Source organism: Cryobacterium sp. 10I1 (genome assembly GCF_035019805.1).
Classification (GTDB): domain Bacteria; phylum Actinomycetota; class Actinomycetes; order Actinomycetales; family Microbacteriaceae; genus Cryobacterium; species Cryobacterium glucosi.
In genome coordinates, this window is sequence record NZ_JASJVF010000301.1 from 1 (window position 1) to 3534 (window position 3534).

The 3534-nt window shown below is 69.9% G+C and carries 5 protein-coding genes; 2 read left to right on the plus strand and 3 right to left on the minus strand.

From position 1 onward, the window contains the following. A partial coding sequence (locus QN345_RS16895) for a DEAD/DEAH box helicase (RefSeq protein ID WP_323508925.1) occupies positions 1-1464 on the minus strand: 1464 nt, incomplete at its 3' end. A 186-nt stretch (positions 1465-1650) separates the two neighbouring features. Here QN345_RS16895 and QN345_RS16900 point away from each other — a divergent pair. After that, the gene (locus QN345_RS16900; protein WP_134449553.1) at positions 1651-2397 is read left to right on the plus strand and encodes a ferritin-like fold-containing protein; all 747 of its coding nucleotides are present in this window, start codon (positions 1651-1653) and stop codon (positions 2395-2397) included. A 104-nt stretch (positions 2398-2501) separates the two neighbouring features. Here QN345_RS16900 and QN345_RS16905 read toward each other — a convergent pair whose 3' ends face one another. Together QN345_RS16905 and QN345_RS16910 are read right to left on the minus strand one after the other, a co-directional pair. Further along, positions 2502-2810, minus strand: a complete 309-nt coding sequence (locus tag QN345_RS16905) for a hypothetical protein (protein WP_134449554.1) — start codon at positions 2808-2810, stop codon at positions 2502-2504. A 7-nt stretch (positions 2811-2817) separates the two neighbouring features. Next, positions 2818-3042 (minus strand): DUF3107 domain-containing protein, encoded by a 225-nt coding sequence (locus QN345_RS16910; protein WP_134449555.1) that lies wholly within the window; start codon positions 3040-3042, stop codon positions 2818-2820. A gap of 98 nt (positions 3043-3140) precedes the next feature. Between QN345_RS16910 and QN345_RS16915 the strand changes: the two genes are divergently transcribed. Then, positions 3141-3534, plus strand: a 394-nt coding sequence (locus tag QN345_RS16915; RefSeq protein ID WP_323508926.1) for a UvrD-helicase domain-containing protein, incomplete at its 3' end; no start/stop codon positions are given.

Here is a 3534-nt window from a genome sequence, read left to right on the forward strand (position 1 = left end):
GCAGTCGTGGTGCTGGGCTCCGCCGCCGTCGTGGGTGCCCGCTGCGGGGGTCACAGCAGGGGCGTCGGGGTTGGTGGACTGGCTGACACGGGTGCGGGTGCGTGCTGCACCGGAACGGCCGGCGTCTGCGGTGCGACCCGAATCCGAGCGTGCCCCGTCTCCGCCGCGGCCCGATCCGCCGGAGCGGCCGGCGCCGCCGGTGCGCCCGGCGCCACCGGAGCGACCGTCCGAACGGCCGGAGTCGGAGTGACCGCTTCCCGCGGCGTGCTCGCGCACGGGCGAGATGCGCAGGCGCCCCTTCGAGCCGACCGGGATGTTGAGGTCGGAGTACAGGTGCGGTGAGGACGAGTACGTTTCGACGGGGACCGGAACGCCGAAGTCGAGTGCGGTGTTGATCAGCGTCCACTTGTGCATGTCGTCCCAGTCGACGAACGTGACCGCGATGCCGGTCTTGCCCGCGCGCCCGGTGCGCCCGACGCGGTGCAGGTACGCCTTCTCGTCCTCGGGGATGGTGTGGTTGATCACGTGGGTGACGTCGTCGACGTCGATTCCGCGAGCGGCGACATCCGTTGCGATCAGGATGTCCTTCTTGCCTGCCTTGAACGCGGCCATGGCGCGTTCGCGCTGGTCCTGGTTGAGGTCGCCGTGGACGGCGGTCGCGTTGAAGCCGCGGTCGCCGAGTTCCTCGACGAGCTTGGCGGCCGCGCGCTTGGTGCGGGTGAAGATCACGGTCTTGCCGCGGCCCTCCGCCATCAGGATGCGGCCGATGACCTCGTCCTTGTCCATGCTGTGGGCACGGTAGACGATGTGCTGGATGTTGGCCTGCATGAGGCCTTCGTCGGGCTCCTGCGCGCGGATGTGGATGGGCCGGTTCATGAACCGGCGGGCGAGGGCCACGATCGGGCCGGGCATCGTCGCGGAGAAGAGCATGGTGTGCCTGGTCGACGGCGTCTGGGCGAAGAGCCGCTCGATGTCGGACAGGAAGCCGAGGTCGAGCATCTTGTCCGCCTCGTCGAGGACCATCTCGCGCACGTTGGCGAGGCTGAGCAGGTGCTGGCTCGCGAGGTCGAGCAGGCGGCCGGGGGTGCCGACGACGATCTGGGCGCCGGCCTTGAGCTGCTCGATCTGGCCCTCGTACGCCTTGCCGCCGTAGATGGACACGATCTTGGTGTTGCGGTTCTGCGAGGCCATCTCGAGGTCCTCGCTGACCTGCACACACAGTTCGCGGGTCGGGACGACCACGAGCGCCTGCACGCCGGGCTCGGGGTCGAGTCCGAGACGCTGGATGAGGGGGAGGCCGAAGCCGAGGGTCTTGCCGGTGCCGGTCTTGGCCTGGCCGATGATGTCCTGCCCGCTCATCGCGAGCGGGATGGTCTGGAGCTGGATCGGGAACGGCTCGAGGATGCCTTTGCTGGCGAGAGCGTCAACCAGGTCCTGGTCGATATTGAGTTCGGAGAAAGTCACGAAAGTTTGCCTGTCATTAGCTGGAAACGAAAGATGCGCCCGTCTTCTGCCTCGGGCACCAGCCACCGATCCACGCCGATGGCTTGTCTCACCTTACCGGGAGCTGTCTGGGAAGCAGCCGAAGCCACGCGGGCGCGGTCGGTGTCGGGCCGCGCGGATGCCGCAGCTCTGTCCTAAGCTGGGCTGGTGTTCTCCTGGTTTGATGGGCGCGCCAAGCGCGTCGAGATTATCCCCCGGCTCACCACCCGGGGGGAACGTCCATCGACCACGAAAGTGGACATCAAGGACCTCACCCCCGAACTGCTCCCGTTCCTGGGCCAGTCCGCATACTTCGAGCTCGGCGTCTTCGAGAGCCTCGCCCGCGCCGTCGCGATCGCGCCGGACCTCGCCGCCAAGCAGGCGCTCAGCACCGCCGCTGGGCGCGCGCTCTCCAAGCACCAGGGCCTCGTCGCCGAGATCCGCCGTCGCGGAGCGGAACCCGCCGACGTGATGGCGCCGTTCGTACCGGCCCTCGACGCCTTCCGTGCCGAGATCAGCGGCGCCGACTGGACCGAGCTGCTGCTGAGCTGCTACCTCGCCGGGGGCCTGCTCGACGACTTCTTCATCCGGCTCTCCGACGGGCTGCCCGGTGAGGTCGGCCCGCGGGTCGCGCACCTTCTCGGCGAGGATGCCGGGACCGCGATCCTCGCGACCCAGCTCGCGGCCGCGATCGCAGCGGATGCGCCGCTCGCCTCGCACCTGGCCCTCTGGGGCCGCCGGCTGGTCGGGGACACCCTGCTCATCGCCCGCTCCGCGCTCGCGTTCGCGGGCACGCCTGACCCGTCCGGCGTCGTTCTGGCAGCCGGTCCCACCGAGGAGCGCATCGAGCCGGTCTTCACCGAACTGATCGCCGCGCACACCCGGCGAATGGACGGCCTCGGCCTCACCGCCTGAGCATGCGGCGATGAACCCGCGTTCGAGCGCGGGCGGTTCGCCGCTGCGCGGGTGGCGCACCGCACGCGCAACGGCGGAACACTCGCGCTCGGCGCGAGGGAAGCCTAGGCGCGGCCCGGGCGACCGGTGCGCATCAGCTCGTGCAGCATCCGTGCGTCACCGTCGACGCGTGAGCGCGCGAGGGTCGTGCCTGCCGCGACGGATGCCCCGCCGGCGATGATGAGGGTGGCCCACCAGATCCAGCCACCGTCCCAGGCCCAGCCGAACCACGTGAGTGCGACCCAGACGACCATGGCGACGATCGTGCCGATCGCGGGCAGCAGCACGGCACCGTGGTTCGTGCGCCCGGGCAGCGCGTACCGTGCCGCGAGGCCGAGGACGGCCCCGCCGAGCGCGGCGAAGAGGAGTTCCATGCCGGTGTTACGCGACGAAACCGACGCGACGGGACTCCTCGGAGCCCAGCTCGACGTAGGCGAGGCCGATCGTCGGGACGATGAACACCCGGCCCTTGCTGTCGGCGAGCTTGAGGTACCCGGTCGAACCGGAGAGGGCGGCTGCTACCGCTTCCTCGACCTCGGTCGCGGCCTGCGACGTCTCGAAGCTGATCTCACGGGGAGAGTTGAAGATGCCAATGCGGATATCCACCAGATGCGCCTTTCGTTGCCTAAGCGCCCAGATTACGACAGAACGGCGGGGCAGCCGGACAACGTTCACTGTCGGCGCAACCCGCTAGCTTTGAAAACGTGACCAGCCCCGGAATTCCGACCCTCGACCGCGACGTTTCCGCGCCTCCCTTCCCCCTCGACGGTTCCCAGCGGGCTGCCCTCGAGCTGGCCGACGGGGTCTCCGCCGCGCTCATCGGCGCCCCGGGCACCGGGAAGACCACGACCCTCATCGAGCTCCTCGCCGAACGCGTCCTCGAGCGCGGGTACGCGCCGGGGGAGGTCCTCCTGCTCGTGCCGACCCGGGCGGGCGCCACCGTGCTGCGTGACCGGCTTGCGCTCCGCCTCGGCGTTCCGACCAACGGCCCGCTCGCCCGCACGGCGAACTCCGTCGCGTTCGAACTCGTGCGCGCCAAGGCAGCTGCGCTCTCCGACCACCACTGGGTGTCGAGCCGGAGTGCCGCTGTCATGGCTA

Excerpts from the sequence above, each read along its gene's own strand:
- QN345_RS16905 (WP_134449554.1), bottom strand. The coding sequence starts at position 2,810 with ATGGAACTCCTCTTCGCCGCGCTCGGCGGGGCCGTCCTCGGCCTCGCG.